The following is a 20750-nucleotide window of genomic DNA, read 5'->3' on the forward strand; positions in this document are numbered from 1 at the left end:
GAGCGAAGCGAAGAATCTCATGTTTTTGTTGAATTTCTCACCCGACGTATATAAAAGTTGTTATCTAACTCTAATTTTTCCTGTCATAAGTTGATGTAGTAGTGTTTTAAATAAGCTTCGTAATGCTACTTTCTTTTTTTCTTCTGCTTGAATTTTTTGGTCTATGGTTGTTAGGATGTTAGCTATTTTTTGCTGTTCGTCAAGTGGTGGAAGGGGGATTTTTATAGTCTTGAATTCTGTTAGCTGGAAATTATACTTACCATCGGAAGACCTTCTAACATAATCTTTATAATTAAACCAATGTGAATTTGCCATAAAATATAAAAATTTTGGGATGACAGTATTAACTTTTACTCTTGCTCTAAATACGAAAGAAGCAAACCCAATACCTTCAAAAGAAAGATTTTCAATAAAAACATTTCTGCCCACATTCTCAATACTTCCGCTTGAACCAACAAAAAGAATATCGTTCAATTGAATTTGCTTATTCTTGGGAATATGCTTAATTAGATAATGATTATATTTTGAGTTAAAGTCAATATATCCATCTTTAATGTTTGGAATGGAAATTATCAAATGTCCATTATCTTTGCTACCTTCTTCAAACTTTCTCCAAGAAATTCCTCTATCAAGGTCAACAACCTCTCCCAATCTCACAACTTCCCAATGTTCTGGAATTAGTCCGATTTCAGACTCTTTTAATTTAATTCTATCAATCTCATCAACTGCAACAGCTCCATATGTAAAAAGATGCTTCATCATAGACTTTTTAAGCTGTTTTGTAGCATTTATAACTTTTTCTGTTTTTTCTATAGCATTTTGGACAGTAGAAAGAATATCAGCAATAGCTCTTTGCTCTTCAAGTGGTGGTAGGGGGATAGGAAAAGCTTTAAGTCTTGAAGAAGAAAGATTAGGAATAGTTGTTTTATTAGCGTTTTGATGATAAAGGTTTTTTATAGTAATTGCGTATTCCATCCAGTAAGCAAAAAAGTAATTGTTTATATTATCTTTAACTGACCTTAACCTGTGTAAATGGTTTTGATAAGATATTTCATCTATTTGACCGTCCCAAACCGCAGTTCTGCCAACATCTCCACCTTCACATACAAGTATATCACCTTTCTTGAGTTTTAAATTTTTAAATTCCGATTCTGAAAATGGCATATAACTAAGTTCTGATAAATCTATTTTGTTCCATAAAACATTTGATGTTCTTAAAAATGGTTTTAAGACCTTACCATCCCTATTTTCTTTTGCAGATAGCTGTTTTCCTTGTTTAACTTCAAAAACCTCCCCCAACCTCGCAACTTCCCAATCCTCTGGAATTAATCCAATCTCAGTTTCTTTAAATCCTTTACTTTCTTTCATTTCTAACCTAAAAATTTATACCTCCAATCTCCGACTGTAATTCTTGGTTATTTTCACTCCTAACTTTCTAACTTCTCTAAAGCTTCTTTAATTCTTCTTACTCCTTCAACAATATTATCCATAGATGTTGCATAAGATAATCTTATGTAACCTTCTTTTCCAAAGGCTGAGCCGGGAACTACCGCAACTCTTGCATTTTCAAGTAAATACTCTGTTAGGTCTAAATCGTTTTTAATATTGCCCTTTATGTAATAAGAAACATTAGGAAAAGCATAAAATGCACCTTCTGGTTTTACACACTTAACGCCTTTAATGCTGTTTAAAGCATCAACTATATAATCTCTTCTTTTTATAAACTCATTTCTCATCATCGCCGGAAATTGACCGTTATCTTTTAATGCTTCTAAAGCTCCATACTGGGCAAAAGTTGTTGGGTTTGAGATTGTCTGACTTTGTATGTTAGTAATAGCTTTTATGTACTTTTCAGGGGCTGCAACCCATCCAAGCCTCCAACCTGTCATAGAGTAAGATTTAGAAAATGCTCCAACTGTAAATGTTATCTCTCTAACTTCTTTTGACAAAGAAGCTATGCTAACGTGTGGCTCTCCATAGCTAAACTCTTCATAACACTCGTCAGAAATTATCATTATTTTGTGTTTTAAGCAAACTTCTGCTATTCTTTCAAGCTCTTTTTTTGGTATTACTGCACCGGTAGGGTTTGATGGTGTGTTTAAGACTAAAGCCTTTGTTTTTGGAGTTATTGATGCTTCTACTATTTCCGCTGTTAAAACAAAGCCGTTTTCTTCTGATAGCTCCGGTGTAATACTTTCTCCATCGTTTAAAGCTATCTGCTCTGTATAAGAAACCCAATAAGGAGCTGGAACTATCACTTCATCTCCTGAATTTAAGAGAATTGCAAAGATCTCATACAATCCCATTTTAGCACCGGGAACTACTATAACTTCTGAAGGTGTGTATTCTATGTTATTTCTGTTTTTTAATTTCTCTGCAATTGCTTTTCTAAGCTCTGGAATTCCTGCTGCCGCTGTGTATTTTGTTTTTCCTTCTTTTAATGCCTTTATTGCTGCTTCTTTTACAAAGTCCGGTGTATCAAAATCTGGCTCTCCTGCTCCAAAGCTTATTATATCAACACCTTTAGCTTTAAGCTCGTTAGCCTTTGCAGTTATTGCTAACGTTTGAGAAGGTTTTATCTTTTGAATTCTCTGAGATAATTCCATATTTCACCTCTACTTAAGGTTTTTTAACTTAATATTTTATCAATATTTTCAATTACCATCTCAGGATTTATTTTTTCCATACATTCATGTGTTCCGATGGGACATTTATCATGGCCATGAAGTCCACAAGGTCTACATTTTAAGCCTTCAATCTCTACAACAATTCCATTTTTATAAGGATAAAATCCAAAATCTTTAACAGTCGGACCATAGATATCAATTATTGGAACGTTAAAAGCCACTGCCATATGAACAGGTGCAGAATCGTTAGATATCAATAATTTTGAATGCTTGATTATCGCAAAACTTTCTCTTAAAGAACTTTTTCCTACCAAGTTTAAAGGAGTGTGTTTAGCAATGTTTAAAATTCTATTTGTAAACTCTTCATCCTCCTTTCCACCAATCAAGACAACATTTTCATTTTTACTAATCAGATAATCAATTACACTTGCAAAGCCTTTTTCAGTCCATCTTTTTGTTGCCCACTTAGACCCGGGAGCAATCACAATGTAGTTTTTAGAAGTTAGATCATACTTTTGAATATATTTATCTTCTGCCTCGTCTAAAAATAGTTTTGGATTTTTTACCATCTTTTTTTCATCAAAATCCGGAAGCTTTTCAAGAAGTTTTAGATTTCTATCTATCTCATGAGTGCCGTCAAATCTGTGTGGAACTAAGTCTGTATATAAGAAAGAAAATCCTGCTTTGTCAAATCCAATTCTTTTTTTGATAGATGCAAAAAATAAAACATAAGATGCCCTATGAGACCTATGGGGAGAGATTGCAATATCAAACCTTTTCCTGATTTTTTTTATTAAATCTATCATAGAATCTTTGCTTTTTTCAAAGATTATAAGCTCATCAACAAATGGATTGTTTTTTAAGACATCTTTCCCAAAAGATTTTGTAATAATGGCAAGATGTGAGTTTGGATAGATGTTTTTTATAGATTCTAATAATGGCGTAGTTAAAATCAAATCACCTAAGAATGCTGTTTGATAAACTAAAATTTTCATTAAGAAAATTTTAACATAGATTGGATTTGATTTATAATAATAGCTTAAATCTCGTTATTTAAAGGTTAGGCTATGCTCAAAGTGTTTGTTGCTTACGTGTTATTTGCATCTGCTTTGACTGTATTTGTTATATACAAATATTTTAGATTTTTCTTTTGGAGAAAGATAGAAGGGGAGATTTTAGATAAGAGAGTTGAGAGAGTTAAAGAGATAATCAAATATGAGACTTATAAGCCGGTTATAGAATATAAATACCAAGTAGATGGAAAAGAGTACATGTCTAATAGGATATTTATAACTCCTTTTGAATCTGACTACAACACTGCCGAGAAAATAATAAACGATTTTATTGATAAAAAGGTTGTGGTTTATTATAATCCTTTGAATCCTTCAGAAAGCATTCTAAAAAGAAATTTACATGCCGGTATGGTAGTTATGTTAATTGCGTTGATCGGAATTATGCTGCCATTTCTCTACCAAGCATTTGTGGAAGTTATAGGCATTGGAACATCAAAAGAAGATATAGCCTTTTTTGTTAGAAGTTTATTACATTCTTTGTTTGATAATTGATTTAGCTAATTAGCATTTGAATAAGCTTAGTTTGAAGCATACCTAAAATTCCGCTCAATATTACATAAAAGATAACAAGCACCACTACAAACTGAAAGTTTTTAGAATTTTCTGAAGGAACTTTTAAAACCTTTTCACTTCCTATAAAAATAAGGTAAAACATATAAAAACTACTCAAAAACAATGCAATAGCAGTTAATGGCGAGTTTATCATATAGGTAATTTCAGATATATAAACGGGTATAACAGCATAGACTACAAGGTTAAAAACTTTCATTGGATTATCCTCACCACCAAAAGATTTACCAAAAAAGTAAGTTAAACCTGTTAAAAATATAGGTTTGAAAATTTCAAATATCCATACAATCAATAAGAAAATTAAGATTTTATTAAAATCATTATTTTGAAGCATGTTTAAAATCAAATTCATATAGTCAATAGTTGATTTGTCAGCCTTTGGGTCATTTTTAAGCATGTCTAAAAACTGGATTATAGAAGAAATATAGTTTGACTTTAAAACTGTAAAACCAATCAGATATCCAAGCACCGGAAAGAAAGAGAAAGGAAGAATATATTTTAAAAACATTTCAAAGTAGCCTTTAATCTCTAAGTTTTCCATAGACTTTTTTGGATTTAGATATATATCTAACATTTAACCACCTCAAACAATGCTTTATTAGTTTTTAAATTATACCATTTTAATGGTAATCATAATTATTTTGTGATAAAATTAAGAAAACCATAAACTTAGTTAAGGAGTTTAAATGAAAGAGTTTATTCTTGATGCCAGAAATGTTCCTAAAGCTGTAATAACAACCGCGATAGAATCTGGAGTTGATTTTATATTAATAAAAGAAGAACAAGCAAATGAGATAAAAAAGCTCGGAAGAGTCAAATTGATAATCCAAGACAAAGAAGGAAATCTTTCTGACGATTTCGTAATAGTAAAAATAGAAAATAAAGCCGATGAAGAAAAGGCGGCAAATCTTGCAAAAAGTGGTAAAAAAGTAATCGTAGAAACAACAGACTGGACTATCATTCCACTTGAAAACTTAATTGCCCAATCTCCCAACATATACTCAATTGTTAAAAATTCAGAAGAAGCAAAGACCTCTGTTGGCATTCTTGAAAAGGGAGTTAAAGGTGTTGTTTTAAAAACAACAGATATAAACGAAGTAAAAAAGGTAGCTAAGGTTATTAAAGAAGATACTGAAAAATTAAACTTTATTAAAGCAAAAGTGACCGCAATAAAACCTATCGGAATGGGTGATAGGGTTGCGGTAGATACAACCTCTCTTTTAAAACGTGGTGAAGGAATGCTTGTCGGAAATTCTTCAGCCGGAATGATTTTAGTTCATGGAGAAACGGAAGAATCTGAATATGTAGCATCAAGGCCGTTTAGAGTTAATGCTGGTGCGGTTCATATGTATACAAGAGTGCCAAACGGAAAAACCACCTATTTAAGCGAGCTTTCAGCAGGAAAAGAAGTGATGGTTTATGATTTTAACGGCAGCGGAAGGGTTGTCTATGTAGGAAGGGCTAAGGTAGAAAGAAGACCTATGCTTTTAATAGAAGCTGAATATGAAGGAAAAAAACTATCAGCAGTATTACAAAATGCAGAAACAATAAGAGTTGTAAAGCCTGACGGAACGCCAATATCTGTGGTAGATTTAAAAGTCGGAGATGAAATTGTCGGCTACGTTGAAGAGGCTGGAAGACACTTTGGAATGAAAGTGGAAGAGACTATTTTGGAGAAATAAAATGAAAACTTCACAAAAAGTAGGAATATTTGTTTTATTGATATCAATTTTAACAGGATATTTGATTATAAAATTTAGCGGCAAAGAGCTGGGTCAATCTTTTAAGACTTATTATGTTTATTTTGATGATGCTCAAGGTTTATCTAAGGGTGCGGATGTTCAGGTTTTAGGTGTAAAAGCAGGTAGAGTTGAAGATATAGCCTTTGAAAATGGAAAAGTTAAAGCACTTTTAAAGATAAAAGAAGAAATACCTTTATACAAAAATGCAACTGTTTCAATTAGAACTTATGGTTTAATGGGAGATAAGTATATCTATATAGATCCGGGTAGTCCTAACGCAGGCAATTTAGCAGAAAATCAGGTTATTCAAAATCAAGCAAAAGTTGCTTCAACGGAAGAGATGATAAATCAAGTTCAGATTTCAGCACAGAAATTTGCGCAATTGATGGATAATTTAAACAAAGCCTTGGGTGATGACAGATTAAAGAAACTCATAGAAGATTTTGATAAATTTGCTTCAAACACAAATGATGTTGTAGTAGAAAACAAAGAAGATATAAGACAGTCTATAGCCAATATCAGACAGATTACAGCAGACATTAGACAACAGCTTCCAAGTATTATCCAAAATTTAGACAAAACTCTTGAAAACACTAAAAATATAACGGCAGAAAACAGAGAAGATATGAGAAAGTTGATTGCTAACTTAAAAGACCTATCTGTTGCACTGAAAGAAAAAGCTCCCAAGACTCTTGATTCTGTAGATAAGGCAGCTACACAAATAGAACAAGCTGTTAGTGAAAATAGACAAGATTTAAAGCTATCAATCGAAAATATCAGAAAAGCATCTCAAAACTTAAACGAACTTTTGGCAAAAGTTAACGAAGGAAAAGGAACACTTGGAAAATTAGTAAATCAAGATGATATGTATAATAATGTAAATGAGGGTATAAAATCCTTTGCAGAGCCGTTTAAAGTTGTAAAAGAGTCAAATCTTGAAGTTATCATGCAAGGTGAGAAACATACAGGAAACGATGATTCAAAAGCTGGTGCAGCATTTAGATTTATACCAACAGATGACAGATACTACTATGTTGGAATACTTTCCAACTCTCAAGGTTATGTAGATAAAAAAGAAGAAATTACTTCAAACGGAACCACTACAACATACGTAACAAAAAAATATGGAATACTTTTTGACCTTCAATATGCAAGAAAAATATTAACACTTGGCTCTACACAGCTTTGGGCTCGTTTTGGTATTAAAGATTCTTCAGCAGGCCTTGGTGCAGATATAGTATTAAACGATAATTTGAAATTAGTGTCAGACCTTTATAAATTTAATAGAAAAGATTTGATAAATCAGCCAAACAATCCCGAGTTAGACATTGGACTTGAGTACAGATTTAGTGGTTATCCAATATTTGTAAAATTTGGTGGCTCTGATTTAATAAACAGTTCTGTTAGAGGCTTTTATGTAGGTGGTGGATTTGTATTTACAGACAATTATTTAAAATATCTTCTCGGCAGTTTGCCAAAAGTTAGATAAAATTTGGGGGTAAATGATGAAGAGAGAAAGAGAAAGGATAAATATAGATAAAATAGAGGCTTTAAAAGAGTTAGAACTATTTAAAGAGCTTAAAGAAGAAGAGTTGAAAAATATAGAAAAGTTCTTTGTTGTAAAGAAATTTAAGAAAGGTGAATACATATTCTATGAAGGAGATAAAGAGCCGGGTATTTATTTTGTAATAGATGGAATAGTAAAGCTAATCAAAGAAACGAACGAAGGCAAAACTGTAATACTAAGACTTGCAACAAAAGGCGAAAGCTTTGGCTGGCTTGTTATGAAAGATAACAGACCACCTGTTAATACTTATACAGCTCAAGCTTTGGTTGATACAACAGTTTTATATATATCAAATCAGGATTTCTTAAAACTGCTTCTAATGTATCCTGCTTTAGCAGTAAGAATAACGTGCGAGCTTACTAAAAATATTCTTGAAGCATATGACAGACTTAAAAGCTTAGCTGTTGAAAAGGTAGAAGGAAGAATAGCAACGCTTATTCTCGAACTTGTTGATAAGATTGGAAAGAAAGAAGGCGATAACGTAGTAATAAATGCCCCAATAACAAGGCAAGATATAGCAGAAATGGCAGGAACAACGGTAGAAACAGCAATTAGAGTAATAAGCAGATGGAAAAAAGAAGGAATATTAGACACAGAAAGAGGCAAAATAGAGATTTTTGATATAGATTATCTTCAAGATTTGATTAGTTAGTTTTGCAGAATTCTTTGACTAAAGTAAGCAGATTTTCCAAAATTTTGTAGAAGTTCGTTCAGTCTTGTGCTTTGGAATTACAAAGGAGAAATAATACGGTTCTACGTCATCTAGGAGACAAACAATAAAAAGTTCTAATATTTATTAAATATATCGGCCAAGAAACTCAAAAAAACATGAGATTCTTCGCTAACGCTCAGAATGACGATGTTGATTTTTGCAAGCAGCCTCCCTTTTTACTCAATTTTTTAAAAGAGGATAGATAACCTGTCTTAATATTAAATTCCTTTTCAAGAAGTAATTTTTAACTTCTCCACCTCTTCTTTCAGCTTAGCTTCAAAAGATTCTTTAAACTTTTGAGAGTAGAAGGCTATGTAAACATTAGAAATACCGTTATTCTCCTCAATCTTGACCCAAATTCTTCTATGAACGATATAGAATGCCAGCATTGTTCCAAGAACTACTATAATAGTTCCAAGCCAAATGAGATTGGTTCCAGGGAAATAGCTAATCTGCAATCCTGAAAAATATCTTGGTTGCATATTTTCAATGATAAGTAAGTAAGGAAATCCATAAGGTTTTACAAATTTTTCGTAGGCAAAAATAGAAACGTTAACATCTGCACCAACTGGCATGTTAAACTCTTTATCGTTGTACTTTACTTTTGTTACGACTAAGGGGTCAAACACATCTTGCTGGGCTAACATTGGATTTTTGTAGTTTAAAGTCGTATTAACAACTTGAATTACAGCATCGTCAAATTTATAAATATTGTTATTGTAGTTGTAATTTATTCTTTTTGCTTTATTAAAAAATTCAGAAACTCTCCTATCTAAATCTCTCAGCTGTTTTTCAATCTCTCTTTTTTTGTCTTCATCTGATTCTGATGCAAGTTTTTGATTTAAAATTTGAGATTCTTCTATATACTTTATAAGTTCATCATAATTAACTGCTACTATAGAAGCTTCTTTAATCTCTCCTGTTTTTCCGTAAGATGTTTGAAAAATTCTATAACCTTTATGTTCTGCTGGTTCGTTAACTTTTATAACTTTTTTCATAACGGGTTTTCCATCTTCTAAAATCTCTATTTCACTGTTATAGGATTTTACAGCACCTGCAAACTCTTTGCTATCATAAAATTCAAGCCAAAATTTATCCACCTTTATTTCAAACGGCAATTTATAAATTTCATCTCCGGGTTTTAAAGAACCTTCTCTGTACTTTCTTATATAATCAGCTTTTTCACCTTCTGGAATTTCTATCTGACCCCTAACACCAAGATAGGAACCTAAGAAAGCGCCTATAAGGAAAATAATGATACCTATGTGAGTAACAAGCATCGCAAGTCTTGAGACCTTGCCTTTTTCTGCAAAGAGATATACAGCATTATCTTCTTTTATGACTTCAACCTTTCTAAAACCTAAGTTATGAATAAATGAAACAATTTTTTGAAGAGTTTCATCGATTGATTCATTGAAAGAAAGCTTTATCGTAGAAGGCTTTTTTAAAACACCTTCCGGCATCTTCTTTTCTACTTTACCAAAGGCAGTTCTATAGATTGATGGAAATCTTTCGATTGTGGCAAAGATTACAGCTATGGCTACCAAAACTATCAATAACTGATAATACCATGCATGGAATACATTGTTTAACCAAGTAATCCATATAATTTTTGCGGGAATTTCTCCATACTCTTTATAGTAAGTAATATAGGTTTCACCTTGTTTTATGTATGTTGACCCTAAAACAGACAAAATTGCTAAAAGAATTAAATAAATAATTCCAAGTTTTACATTTCCAAGAAATGATATGATTTTTTTAATCAATGTTTTCCTCCGGCTTTACGTCCATCATTTCTTTATACTTATCAACCACTGCCCTTCTGATTTGTTCTAATTGCTGACTTTCAAGAATTTCAACAATATCAACGAATTTGTTGCCAGACCTTTTCTTTGGAAAGCTTAAAAAAAGTCCACCGTGCTTTGATTCTATGAGTTTTATATCTCTTATTAAGATTAAGTCATCTAAAACTATCTCTGCAACAGCTCTAACCCTTCCGCCTATTCTTCCAGTGTTAAAAGGAAATAGATTTACTTGAGTAATCTTCATGCTTATTACATAGATAGAATGTTATTTATTTGATACTCTTCAAGATTTGGAATTCTAACTTTATTAAAGCTAATTTCCAGTGGTTTTGTAAGAAGTTTACCATTTTCATAGGCAACCATAAAATTCTTCTCACCTTGAACAAATTTTTCAACAGCAAAAACTCCAAATTTTGAAGCCATTACTCTATCGTATGCTGAAGGACTACCACCCCTTTGTATGTATCCAAGAACCTGATATCTAATTTCTCCAACATCTTTGTCTTTTAATCTTTCGTTTAGTATTTCAGAAAGTTCTTTTGCTGATGCAACACCTTCAGCAAGAACAATTATCGCAAAGTTTTTCCCCATTTCTTTTGCTTTCAAGATTGTTTCTTCAATTACATGAAGCGGAAATGGATATTCTGGTATTAATGTTAATTCCGCTCCTACAGCAATACCTACTTCTAATGCTATAAATCCGTTATCTCTTCCCATCACTTCTACAATAAAGATTCTTTCATGGGACATGGTTGTGTCTTTTATTTTATCTATTGCTTCCATAGCATTATTTACAGCTGTATCAAACCCTATTGCATAATCTGTTCCATAAATATCATTGTCAATAGTTTTTGGAATTCCTATGATGTTTAGTCCAAAATCTTTTTGCAGTAAATAAGCACCTTGAAAGCTTCCATTACCACCAATCACAAACAATGCCTCTATATTATGTTTTTGTATATTTTCATAAGCTATTTTTCTAAAATTATAATCTTTAAATCTTGGCTCTCTTGCAGTTAAAAGAATAGTTCCTCCCTTTTGTAAAATACCTGCAACAGATTTGTAATCTAAGGTCGTAAAATCGTTTTCTATAAGACCTTTAAAACCTCTTTTAAAAGCTACAACTTCAATATTATAGTAATTAGCAGTTCTAACAACTGCCCTAATGCATGCGTTAAGACCAGGGCAGTCTCCACCGCTTGTAAGTAATCCGATTTTTTTCATTATTTATTTAGCATGTAGCAAAAATCAGAAGCTTGAGCCATCTCCGGGATAATATCGCCTGTTTGTTTGTTAACATAAACTTTTCTGACAGTTGATAAATTTTCATAACCTTTTAGATTGATTTCACCTATAAAATATTTATCATTTTCGCAAACGTTGATTGTATAGTCTTTACCAAGTCCTACATAGTTTGCTATCTTTTTCTCTGCTTCTTGTTTTGTGATTGCAAATGATGCGCTTACAACAGATGTAATAGCTAATGCAAATAATACTTTTTTCATGATACAACCTCCAAAAAATTTAGGATAATTTTATCACTTTTTGAGATTAATTTGTATATGTTTTATTGTTTTTGAAGTAAGAAAACGAGAGGTAAGAGAGTGGGTTTTACTACAGGAATGTCCCGTCAGTCTGAAACAGGACTAAGTTATGGACAATTTATGCATTGCCCCCTACCTACCATCCTATTCTACGTCTCGCCAAATCATTAACAGCTTTTCCAGAGAAGTAGTCTCTTAAGAAAAAACTTTCCGAGAAAGGGGCAAGAACTTGCTAGTTAAAATTCCTTCCATCGATTTTCTCACAGAAACTTTGATTACTTTGAAGGCTTTTTATCTTCTATGCTCACTTAGAAGAATTTCCTGTTTTTCTTTTTAAAGAATCAAAAAAGAGATCCTTCGGACTAAAGTCCTCAGGATGACGAGGAATGTAAAAATGCGTCATTCTAAAGCTGTGAGAAGAATCTCCGCCTGTATGCCTTACAGTGTCATTCTGAACGAATGTTCTTATTTTCAAAAAATCAAAAAAGAGATTCTGCCGTGAAAAACCTCTTTTTATGTGATTATCCTAAGTTTATGGCTACTACTTCTTTAACTTCTGGGATAGCTTGTTTTAATCTTGTCTCTACACCACCTTTTAAAGTCCATAAAGACATATGACATCCTGAACATGCACCCATTAATCTAACATAAACAGTACCATCTTCACCAACATCAACAAGTTCAACATCTCCACCGTCAAATCTTAAATATGGTCTAACTTGCTCTAAAACTTCCTCGACCTTTTGTCTATCTATTGCCATCTTAAAGCCTCCTACTTTGTTTATGCTAAAATTATATACCAAGCGGTTAAAATTTTTATGATTTAAGTGAGGATAAATGGGGTTTTTTATTACGTTTGAAGGAATAGAAGCATCAGGTAAAACTACACAGATAAATCTTCTTTATGATTACTTAAAAAGTATAGGTAAGAATGTTATAAAGACAAGAGAACCCGGCGGGACTAAAATAGGTCAAAAAATTAGAGAAATATTACTTTCAAAATGGGATGAAAAATTTCCATACATAGCTGAACTTTTACTTTACGAATCAGACAGAAATATACATATTCAAAGCATAGTCAAACCAAGCTTAGATGCCGGTTATATAGTTTTATCAGATAGATACATTGACTCTACAACTGCATATCAGCACTATGCAAGAGGGATTGATTATGAGATTGTTAGCTATCTAAATACTCTTGCAACAGATGGATTAAAGCCTAATTTAACATTTTTGATAGATATTCCTGTTGAAATTAGTCTTAAAAGATTAAGCGAAAGTAAAGACAGGATAGAGAGCGAAGATATAGAATTTCATAAAAAGTTAAGAGAAGGATTTTTAAAGATTGCTGAAAATGAAAAAGGTAGATTTGTTGTCATTGATGGAACGATGGATATTATGGAAATACACAAAATTATTGTTGATTCGTTAAAACAGAGAAGCATAATATGAAGGTTATCGGACACGAGAAAGAAAAGACACTGATTAAGAAATATTTACATAAAAATTATGACTCTTTATCTTTACTATATGAGGGTAAAGACTGTATTGGTAAAAAGTTATTGGCTTTATATACTGCTCGTGGTTTTTTATGTGAAAAGAAAGAAGGTTTTGGCTGTGGAGTATGTAATGATTGCAAGTTAGTCAATAATTTAATTTCTAATGTTTATGAAAACACAAACCTAACACCACATCCCAATATAATGCTTATTCAATCTGACAACAGAGAGATAAAAATAGACCAAATTAGAGAAGCTATAAGCTTTCTTTCTTTAAAGTCTTCGAAAGGAAAGGTTTTAATCATAGAAAAGGCAGAAAATTTAAATACAGAAAGTGCAAATGCATTGCTAAAAACCTTGGAAGAACCACCGTCAAACACTTTAATCATACTTACAACTTCTAACCAAAATCAGCTTCTTCCTACAATAGTTTCTAGGCTAAAAAAAATTAGATTTAGAAAGTTGAGCCATCAGGATGTGGTTGATATTTTAAGCCTAAAATTAAGTGATGAAAAAAAGATCAAAGAGCTTGCTGATATATCAGATGGAAGTTTATGTATTGCTTCTACGTTATTGAAAAAAGAGGAGATTTATGTATGGGCTAAAGATTTTGTTGGAATTTTGATAAACAAAAAACATCCGGAAGGTATATTTTCAATCGCAGCTAAGATAGACAAAATGGATATAGAAGATGTAAATCTTTTTTTTGATATAATTTTCAAATTCTACATTAAGCATAGTAAAGATTTAAAAGATATTGATAGCTATCAAAAATTTTTAAATCAGTATAGATTAGCTATTACAAGTTTAAGAAAGGGTGTTAAGAAAAAATTGATTATTGAAAGTTTTTATTTTAGACTAACTCAAAAAGGAGCGTTGTATGAATAACATAAAACCGGTAAGAATAAGGTTTTTTGATACAAACAAATTTTCTGAGGCAGAGGTTCCGGTAAGTGTAAAAAAAGGAGACTTTGTAGTTATTGAATCAGAAAAAGGTGAGGAGCTTGTTTTAGTTCTTGGTAATACTGTTTACACACCGGAATTAAAAAATTATAAATTTCTTAGAAAAGCAACAAAAGAAGATATTATGAGGTTTGATGCTTACGAAAACGAAGCTCAGGAGCATCTTAAAACCTGTAAAGAAGAAGCAAGCAATCAAGGCTTAAAGATGAATCTTTTAAAAGCTTACATACCAATAAACAGAAGTAAAGTAATTTTCTATTATACTGCAGAAAGTAGAGTGGATTTCAGAGAGCTTGTAAAGATCCTTGCTAAAAAGATAAAGATGAGAATAGAGATGAGGCAGGTTGGAGTGAGAGATGGGGTTCAAATTGCAGGTGCAATTGGCATATGTGGTCAACAGTGTTGTTGTAATGTATTTTTAGATAAATTTGAAAATATCTCTGTAGAAATTTTAGAAGACCAAAATCTTCCGCCAACGCCGACAAAGTTTACAGGAATCTGCGGAAGACTTATGTGCTGTTTGACTTATGAACTTGGAAATTATGAGATTAAAAAAGACCTTCCGGAAATTGGTTCAACCATCAATTGGGACGGCAAAGATTATATAGTTAAATACTACGATTTTATAAGAGAGAAAATAATCTTAACAAATGAAGAAAATGATACGATTGAAATTGGTTTTAAAGAGCTTGAAGAAAAAGGAATGATTAAGCCACAAAAAAGTTGTAGTGGATGTAATGGTTGTGGGTCAAAAGAAAATCTAACAATACCTGAGGCTGAATTAAATTGATTTTGGATATTGCAAAAAAAACAATAGATGAGGAGATAAATGCCTTAAACAGACTTAAAGACTCATTAGATGAAAATTTTGAAAAGGCTGTAAACTTAATTTTAAATTGTAAAGGTAAAGTTGTAATAACAGGAATTGGCAAATCAGGAATCGTAGGCAAAAAAATTTCTTCTACTTTTTCATCAACGGGTACACCTTCGTTTTTCTTGCATCCGGCTGAAGCCATTCATGGCGACCTTGGGATGGTAGAAAAAGAAGACTTGATTTTAGCCATCTCAAACAGTGGTGAAACTCCGGAATTAATCGCAATCATTCCAATTTTAAAAAGATGGGGAAACAAGATAATCTCTATAACAAATAAAAAAGACTCTACTTTGGCAAAATATTCTGATGTGGTTTTATATTTAAACGTTGACAAAGAAGCCTGTCCGCTGAATTTAGCACCAACTTCAACGTCGACGGCAACGCTTGTTCTTGGTGATGCTTTGGCAGTAGCATTACTTACATTAAGAGGTTTTAAAGAAGAAGATTTTGCAAAATTTCATCCAGGCGGTTCTCTTGGTAAAAAGCTTATGAAAGTTGAGCATATCATGAGAAAAGACCTGCCATTATCTTATACAGATGCACCTTTAAGAGAAGCTATTATTGAAATGTCAGAAAAAGGCTTAGGTGCTGTTTTGATAGTTGATAAAAATAATAATTTAGTGGGAATTATAACAGATGGCGACCTAAGAAGATTTATAAACAAAGGTGGTAGTATAGACAATTCTTTGGCAAAAGATGTTATGACAAAAAACCCTAAGGTAGCTGAAAAACATTGGTATGTTCTTCAAGCATTGGAGTTAATGGAAAGATATAACATAACAGTCCTTCCGGTGGTTGAAAACAGTAAGCCAATAGGAATAGTTCATATTCATGATATTTTAAAGAGTGGAGTGATTTAGACTACTGTTAACCTATTTATCATTAAAGTACCACAACCGCCTATTTTTCTTGTTCTGTATCTATTGGATAAAGTTGTTCTAACTCCATGACTTTTTAGCTTTAAAAATGCTTTTTCGTACTCTTCATCCGGAGTGGTCTTAAATGGCAAACTTTCTATCTCATTGTATTTAAGCAAAGAAACTCCAATGTTTAATCTTTTTGCAATGTTTGCCAAAGCCTCTAACTCTTCGTCAGAGTCATTTTCTCCATAGATTAGCAGATATCCGATAGAATAAAGCTTTCTTTTTCTGCTTGATAAAGTTTTTAAATGGTTTTCAAAGACTTGAATTAATTCTTCTATGCTATGAGAGTTTGGAATTAAGGATTTTCTTTTTTCTTCTAAAACTGAATGTAGAGATAATGTCAGTCCATCATGATTTAGATGAAGTAGCTCTTTAAAGTATTTTATGGGAAATCCTGTTGTGTAAAAGCTAACTTTTAAACCAATAGACTTAAAGTAATCAAATGCTTGTTTAACATTTTCAAAGTTAAGTAGTGGTTCACCAATTCCGGCAAAGGCTATGTTTGTAATCTCAAATCCTTGGTCTTTTGCTATTTCGAACTGATTAATAATCTCTTGTGATGAAAGATTTCTTATAAGACCATTTAAGCCAGATGCACAGAATGCACATCTGACCGAACATCCAACCTGAGATGAAACGCATAAAGTAGTCCTATAATGGACAGATTCTATGGTGTATCCATCATCTGTTTTTATCTCTAACAAACAGTTAAGCTGGTCTTGGATGATTCCTTCTAATTTCATTTTGCTACTAAGCTTTCTTCCGGCTCTTCTTGTCCGGATGGTATTCCTTCAACAAGCTCTCTTATTAAATCCTTCACATGAACTAATCTTTTAATTCTATATCCATTAGCACCGGAGAAGAATAATCCTGTTTCTACTCTTCCAAGGTAAGCATCTCCAAGTCTGTCTGCTATACAGTATCCAACCTTTTTAGCTTCTTCTCCATGATTACATGGAACTACACAGTTAGACGTACATTTAACTTCCGGAGCTATTCCTCTTTCAATATCTTTTATAAGCTTTGTTACAATTCCCCTTGCCGGATAGCCAACAGGTGATTTAAGTAAAACTATATCTTCCTTTTTTGCATTTATGATAACTTTTTTAAATTCTGGTGATGCATCACATTCATAAGTTCCAACAAACCTTGTACCCATCTGAACGCCGGCAGCACCTTGTGAAATATACCATTCAATATCCTCTTTACTCCAAATTCCACCTGCAACTATGACCGGAAAATCTCCCCACATATCCCTTTCTTTTAAAACCTCAGGAAGAAGATTTTCTAACTGATATTCCGGCTTAAAACAGTCTTCATAAGGTATCCCTTGATGACCTCCGGACAATGGACCTTCAAGCACTACTGCATCAGGAAGTCTGTTATACTTCTTTTTCCAGTGTTTACAGATTACCCTTAAAGCCCTTGCAGAAGATACAATCGGCACAAGAGCAGCATCAGAACCTTCCGCATATTCAGGAAGTCTAAGCGGCAATCCAGCACCGGAGATTATTATTTTAGCACCGGCTTCAATAGAATCTCTAACGACTCTATCATACTCTGTAATGGCACAGAGAATGTTTACGCCTATTATAGCTTTTTCTCCACCTGCTATTTCTTTTGCATCTTGTATTATTTTTGTTAAAGCTTCTTTGTTATGAATATACTTACTTCCTATTGGCCTTCCGTCTTTTAGTTTTACATAGTTAGGATATCTGTATCCTGTTCCAACGGAGGATACAACCCCCAAACATCCATGCTTAGAAACATTGCCTGCCAAATTTTCCCACGATATACCAACGCCCATTCCGCCTTGAATTATTGGATATTCAAATTCATATTTTCCTATTCTTAAACTTGGTAAGCCCATTTTAAAACCTCTCTTTAATCGATTTCTGGTAAAGCCTTTTTAGCCTTTAACATATTTAATATATTTCTGTATAAATCTGGTTCACCTGCTTCAAAAGCCAATGTATCTATTATATACTGATTCTTGCTTTTATATCCTTTTGCTATAAAATCTGCTATGAAAGAGCCTTCTCTTCTCTTATGTTCATAAGCTACCGTCCCAATGACTCCAATATCAGATTTGTTTATTTTGTAAACAATATCCATGCCAAGAACATTTTTTACTGCAAAATTAGAAAGTATATGCTCTTCTACCGCTTTTTTTATCTGCATTTCTTCATCATTTTCATCAATAGCTTTCTCTTTATTTTCTTCTGGATTTTCTTCAAAATTCCCAAACTTAACTATTTTTGCCATTCTCTACCCCTCTTTAAAAATATCATTTAGATCAAATTCTAAACACTGTTTTTTTTAGCTAATGCTGGCATGTTAATCACCTATATTTCATTTTTAAAAGATTCTCTTATAAATAAAGTAGTAAGAAAACATATAAATGCAACCACAGAGAGATAAACAGCCGGAGAGTATAAAATACCCGTTTTTTGAATTAGAAGCGTAGCAACCATAGGAACTGTTCCGCCAAATATTCCAAGAGATATGTTATATCCAACAGAAAATGCAGTATTTCTTACATCCGGTGGAAAGTTTTCTACCAAAAATGTAGGAAGTATAGACATAAACAGTGATGATATTACAGCAAACGCAACATGAGACATTACAATGATACTAATATCACCTGATAGAATTGCTTTAAATAAAAATACAGAAGCCGCTGAATATAAAAACGTAGATGCTAATAAAAATGGCTTTCTACCATACTTGTCTGACAAATGAGCTGTAATAGGTATTAAAATTATCAAAACAAACATCGCAAAGCTGTTTATAAACAAAGCCTTTGACATCTCAATTTTCAGTATTTTACTATAAAACGTTGGCATATATACAAATAATAAGAAAAACGCTACACCTTGTAAGCTACTATAGATAATAGAGATTAAAAACTCTTTTGGATGGTGTATGAATGTTTTCAGTAGTGGATTTTTTGTTTTGTTTTCTTCCTCTATTGCTAAAAATTCCGGTGTTTCTGATGTGTTTTTTCTAATGTATATTCCTACTATAGCTAATACTATCCCAAATAAAAATCCAACTCTCCAACCCCAATCAAGTAAAGTTTCTTTATCGAAAATAGAAGTTAAAAACGCTCCCATCAAAGAGCCAAACATAATTCCAATTACAGCACCAAGTAAATTTATACTTCCAAAAAAGCCTCTTCTGTCTTTTGGTGCATGCTCTACCACAAACGTAACGGAAGTTGTATACTCTCCACCTGTTGACAGCCCTTGAAGTATCCTAAAAAAAGTAAGTAATATTGGAGCTAAAATCCCAATCTGCTGATAGGTTGGAAGTAGTCCTATCAAAAATGTTGGTATAGCCATCAAAAAGATAGAAAGTATCAAAGCCTTTTTTCTTCCGTACTTATCGCCTATATATCCAAACAAGACAGAGCCAAGAGGTCTAAAGAAAAAACCTACAGCAAACGCCCCAAATGATGCAAGAAGTGATACTGTTTCGTTTTCTGATGGGAAGAATAACTGAGATAAAATTACAGCAAGATAGCCATATAAAGTAAAATCATACCATTCTAAAATATTCCCAATCATTCCGGAAAAAGCTACATTCTTATTAGATGCCAATTTTCTTATCACCTCTAAGCTTTTTTTTATATAATTTAAAAATTTTAGCATATGTTAGGTAGGAGGTTAATGTATCTAAAAAGGGTGTTCCAAATTCTAACTAAGTCTAAAAATTAATCAACCATATTAACGTCATTATGTAGCCGTGCGAAGAATCTCCGTTCTTTTACCTCTCACTTACTCACTTTCTTTAAAATGAGGAGATCCTTCGGACTAAAGTCCTCAGGATGTTCTATGTTAAATGTCAAGTACAAAAATTTTCATCAAATGGTCTTCTGCTTTTTAATACACCATATGCCTGCCTTAATAACTTATGTGCTACAGCTACTAATGCTAACTTTTTAGCCTTACCTTTACTTACTAATCTTTCGTATAATTCTCTGCAGTATTTGTTAAACCTTATTGCTGATAATGCTGCCATGTATAATATTTTCCTTGCATATGGATTTCCCATCTTTTTTATTGAACCACTTTTCTTTACACTCGTTCCACTTTCATGTATACCCGGACTGATTCCTATAAAACTTGATGCATCTTTTACACTCTTAAATCTTTCAAAATTTCCATATACTGATATTATCATTCCTATAGTCCTATCACTTATACCGGGTATACTTTTTAAAAGTTTGTATTCCTCTTGATAATTCTTCTTAGACAATTCTTTTATCTCTTTCTCAAGTTCTTTTATGTTTTTTTCTATTTTTCTAATTAGCTCATCGTAATATTCTAAATTCTCTTTCAATTTTTTCATTGGTACATAGGTTAATGATTCTCTTCTTAGCATTGTAAGCTGCTGTTGTAGGTCTTCTAATATCTTTAGTTTTACTTCAATTTCTTTTTCTACATCTGATTTTGGTTTATAAAGCTCTCCATCGAAAAACGTTCTTCCATATTCTGCAATAAAGAATGAATCAGCTTTATCTGTTTTGACTCTTGTCATTTTAGCTTCCATAAATTTCTTTATTGAAAATGGATTTATTACTGCTACATTATAGTCATTTTCATACAGATAATTAGCAAGCTTTAAATGGTAAACTCCTGTATGCTCCATTATGATAAGCATATCTGACTTTTTAAACTTCTTAAGGTAAGGCTTTACTTTCATTTCAAACTCAACTGGGTCAGATTTAACTTCAAAATTTTCTTTCTTGTTATCATACAAAACTGTAGCAGTGAATGAGTTTTTAGATACATCAATTCCTATGACTATTTTGTAGCCATTCATAAGAATACCTCCTTTCATAAAATA

22 protein-coding genes are annotated in these 20750 nt (G+C 32.3%); 8 read left to right on the forward strand and 14 right to left on the reverse strand.

The window, feature by feature from the left end:
• Window positions 1-60: 60 nt before the first annotated feature.
• Genes SYO3AOP1_RS02040 through waaF form a run of 3 tightly spaced genes read right to left on the reverse strand, consistent with a single transcriptional unit; the run spans window position 61 to window position 3622 of the window.
• Complete coding sequence (locus SYO3AOP1_RS02040; RefSeq protein ID WP_012459112.1) at window positions 61-1368, reverse strand: restriction endonuclease subunit S; 1308 nt, start codon at window positions 1366-1368, stop codon at window positions 61-63.
• A 59-nt stretch (window positions 1369-1427) separates the two neighbouring features.
• Window positions 1428-2606, reverse strand: coding sequence for a pyridoxal phosphate-dependent aminotransferase (locus tag SYO3AOP1_RS02045; protein WP_012459113.1), 1179 nt, complete (start codon window positions 2604-2606; stop codon window positions 1428-1430).
• Window positions 2607-2629: 23 nt separating this feature from the next.
• Window positions 2630-3622: a lipopolysaccharide heptosyltransferase II gene (waaF, locus tag SYO3AOP1_RS02050; RefSeq protein WP_012459114.1), complete on the reverse strand. Its 993-nt coding sequence runs from the start codon at window positions 3620-3622 to the stop codon at window positions 2630-2632.
• 72 nt (window positions 3623-3694) lie between these two features.
• Between waaF and SYO3AOP1_RS02055 the strand changes: the two genes are divergently transcribed.
• Window positions 3695-4192 carry a DUF3592 domain-containing protein gene (locus SYO3AOP1_RS02055; protein WP_012459115.1) on the forward strand — a complete coding sequence of 166 codons (498 nt, stop codon included), beginning with the start codon at window positions 3695-3697 and terminating at the stop codon, window positions 4190-4192.
• A gap of 1 nt (window position 4193) precedes the next feature.
• Here the strand turns inward: SYO3AOP1_RS02055 and SYO3AOP1_RS02060 are convergent, their stop codons facing one another.
• The gene (locus SYO3AOP1_RS02060; RefSeq protein ID WP_012459116.1) at window positions 4194-4844 is read right to left on the reverse strand and encodes a Yip1 family protein; all 651 of its coding nucleotides are present in this window, start codon (window positions 4842-4844) and stop codon (window positions 4194-4196) included.
• Window positions 4845-4956: 112 nt separating this feature from the next.
• Between SYO3AOP1_RS02060 and SYO3AOP1_RS02065 the strand changes: the two genes are divergently transcribed.
• Genes SYO3AOP1_RS02065 through SYO3AOP1_RS02075 form a run of 3 tightly spaced genes read left to right on the forward strand, consistent with a single transcriptional unit; the run spans window position 4957 to window position 8231 of the window.
• The gene (locus SYO3AOP1_RS02065; protein ID WP_012459117.1) at window positions 4957-5952 is read left to right on the forward strand and encodes a 3-dehydroquinate synthase II; all 996 of its coding nucleotides are present in this window, start codon (window positions 4957-4959) and stop codon (window positions 5950-5952) included.
• 1 nt (window position 5953) lies between these two features.
• Window positions 5954-7501 (forward strand): MlaD family protein, encoded by a 1548-nt coding sequence (locus tag SYO3AOP1_RS02070; RefSeq protein ID WP_012459118.1) that lies wholly within the window; start codon window positions 5954-5956, stop codon window positions 7499-7501.
• A gap of 16 nt (window positions 7502-7517) precedes the next feature.
• Window positions 7518-8231: a Crp/Fnr family transcriptional regulator gene (locus SYO3AOP1_RS02075; RefSeq protein WP_012459119.1), complete on the forward strand. Its 714-nt coding sequence runs from the start codon at window positions 7518-7520 to the stop codon at window positions 8229-8231.
• 290 nt (window positions 8232-8521) lie between these two features.
• On the opposite strand, the gene SYO3AOP1_RS02080 is transcribed toward SYO3AOP1_RS02075, so the two are convergent.
• The 5 genes from SYO3AOP1_RS02080 to SYO3AOP1_RS02100 form a co-directional block, all read right to left on the reverse strand.
• On the reverse strand, window positions 8522-10057 hold the full coding sequence (locus SYO3AOP1_RS02080) for a cytochrome c biogenesis protein ResB (RefSeq protein ID WP_012459120.1): 1536 nt from the start codon (window positions 10055-10057) through the stop codon (window positions 8522-8524).
• Window positions 10050-10340, reverse strand: a complete 291-nt coding sequence (locus SYO3AOP1_RS02085; protein WP_012459121.1) for a septation protein SpoVG family protein — start codon at window positions 10338-10340, stop codon at window positions 10050-10052. Before SYO3AOP1_RS02085 ends, SYO3AOP1_RS02080 begins: the two co-directional genes overlap by 8 nt.
• A 5-nt stretch (window positions 10341-10345) precedes the next feature.
• On the reverse strand, window positions 10346-11320 hold the full coding sequence (pfkA, locus tag SYO3AOP1_RS02090; protein WP_012459122.1) for a 6-phosphofructokinase: 975 nt from the start codon (window positions 11318-11320) through the stop codon (window positions 10346-10348).
• A complete protein-coding gene (locus SYO3AOP1_RS02095; protein WP_012459123.1) occupies window positions 11320-11601 on the reverse strand; it encodes a hypothetical protein in 282 nt (93 codons plus the stop codon). Before SYO3AOP1_RS02095 ends, pfkA begins: the two co-directional genes overlap by 1 nt.
• A gap of 560 nt (window positions 11602-12161) precedes the next feature.
• Entirely contained in the window at window positions 12162-12401 is a 240-nt protein-coding gene (locus SYO3AOP1_RS02100; protein WP_012459124.1) for a NifU family protein, read from the reverse strand.
• 76 nt (window positions 12402-12477) lie between these two features.
• Between SYO3AOP1_RS02100 and tmk the strand changes: the two genes are divergently transcribed.
• From tmk to SYO3AOP1_RS02120, 4 genes are read left to right on the forward strand one after another with little or no spacing between them, the layout of a single operon-like run.
• A complete protein-coding gene (tmk, locus tag SYO3AOP1_RS02105; protein ID WP_012459125.1) occupies window positions 12478-13092 on the forward strand; it encodes a dTMP kinase in 615 nt (204 codons plus the stop codon).
• On the forward strand, window positions 13089-14027 hold the full coding sequence (locus tag SYO3AOP1_RS02110) for a DNA polymerase III subunit delta' (RefSeq protein ID WP_012459126.1): 939 nt from the start codon (window positions 13089-13091) through the stop codon (window positions 14025-14027). Before tmk ends, SYO3AOP1_RS02110 begins: the two co-directional genes overlap by 4 nt.
• A complete protein-coding gene (gene ricT, locus SYO3AOP1_RS02115) occupies window positions 14020-14892 on the forward strand; it encodes a regulatory iron-sulfur-containing complex subunit RicT (protein ID WP_012459127.1) in 873 nt (290 codons plus the stop codon). The genes SYO3AOP1_RS02110 and ricT overlap by 8 nt, the downstream gene beginning before the upstream one ends.
• A complete protein-coding gene (locus SYO3AOP1_RS02120) occupies window positions 14889-15836 on the forward strand; it encodes a KpsF/GutQ family sugar-phosphate isomerase (protein ID WP_012459128.1) in 948 nt (315 codons plus the stop codon). Before ricT ends, SYO3AOP1_RS02120 begins: the two co-directional genes overlap by 4 nt.
• On the opposite strand, the gene SYO3AOP1_RS02125 is transcribed toward SYO3AOP1_RS02120, so the two are convergent.
• The 5 genes from SYO3AOP1_RS02125 to SYO3AOP1_RS02145 form a co-directional block, all read right to left on the reverse strand.
• On the reverse strand, window positions 15833-16642 hold the full coding sequence (locus SYO3AOP1_RS02125; RefSeq protein WP_012459129.1) for a radical SAM protein: 810 nt from the start codon (window positions 16640-16642) through the stop codon (window positions 15833-15835). The two genes, SYO3AOP1_RS02120 and SYO3AOP1_RS02125, sit on opposite strands and share 4 nt — an antisense overlap.
• Window positions 16639-17769 carry a nitronate monooxygenase family protein gene (locus tag SYO3AOP1_RS02130; RefSeq protein WP_012459130.1) on the reverse strand — a complete coding sequence of 377 codons (1131 nt, stop codon included), beginning with the start codon at window positions 17767-17769 and terminating at the stop codon, window positions 16639-16641. Before SYO3AOP1_RS02130 ends, SYO3AOP1_RS02125 begins: the two co-directional genes overlap by 4 nt.
• 14 nt (window positions 17770-17783) lie before the next feature.
• On the reverse strand, window positions 17784-18164 hold the full coding sequence (locus SYO3AOP1_RS02135; RefSeq protein ID WP_012459131.1) for a hypothetical protein: 381 nt from the start codon (window positions 18162-18164) through the stop codon (window positions 17784-17786).
• A gap of 80 nt (window positions 18165-18244) precedes the next feature.
• The gene (locus SYO3AOP1_RS02140) at window positions 18245-19501 is read right to left on the reverse strand and encodes an MFS transporter (RefSeq protein ID WP_041674515.1); all 1257 of its coding nucleotides are present in this window, start codon (window positions 19499-19501) and stop codon (window positions 18245-18247) included.
• A gap of 244 nt (window positions 19502-19745) precedes the next feature.
• A complete protein-coding gene (locus SYO3AOP1_RS02145; RefSeq protein WP_012459133.1) occupies window positions 19746-20726 on the reverse strand; it encodes an IS110 family transposase in 981 nt (326 codons plus the stop codon).
• Window positions 20727-20750: the final 24 nt, after the last annotated feature.

Origin of the sequence: Sulfurihydrogenibium sp. YO3AOP1 (assembly GCF_000020325.1) — a bacterium.
Classification (GTDB): domain Bacteria; phylum Aquificota; class Aquificia; order Aquificales; family Hydrogenothermaceae; genus Sulfurihydrogenibium.